The sequence below is a fragment of the Vibrio bivalvicida genome (assembly GCF_001399455.2).
In the GTDB taxonomy this organism is placed as follows: domain Bacteria; phylum Pseudomonadota; class Gammaproteobacteria; order Enterobacterales; family Vibrionaceae; genus Vibrio; species Vibrio bivalvicida.
Genome location: NZ_LLEI02000005.1, coordinates 1 through 277, shown reverse-complemented (window position 1 = coordinate 277; position 277 = coordinate 1). Strand labels below are relative to the sequence as shown.

2 tRNA genes are annotated in these 277 nt (G+C 51.3%); both read left to right on the top strand.

The features are described from left to right. Positions 1 to 2: 2 nt before the first annotated feature. Positions 3 to 78 (top strand) — tRNA-Glu (locus APB76_RS00040). A 2-nt stretch (positions 79 to 80) separates the two neighbouring features. Then, positions 81 to 156 (top strand) — tRNA-Lys (locus APB76_RS00035). Positions 157 to 277: the final 121 nt, after the last annotated feature.

The window sequence follows — 277 nt, the reverse complement described above, 5'->3', positions numbered from 1 at the left end:
GTGTCCCGTTCGTCTAGAGGCCTAGGACACCGCCCTTTCACGGCGGTAACAGGGGTTCGACTCCCCTACGGGATACCATTGGGTCGTTAGCTCAGTTGGTAGAGCAGTTGACTTTTAATCAATTGGTCGCAGGTTCGAATCCTGCACGACCCACCATTCTTCTCCACGAAGCATGGCTCTTTATTTTCACTTTTAAAAAGTGAAGGCAAAGGGAAACTTATGTGGGCGATTAGCTCAGTTGGGAGAGCACCTGCCTTACAAGCAGGGGGTCACTGGT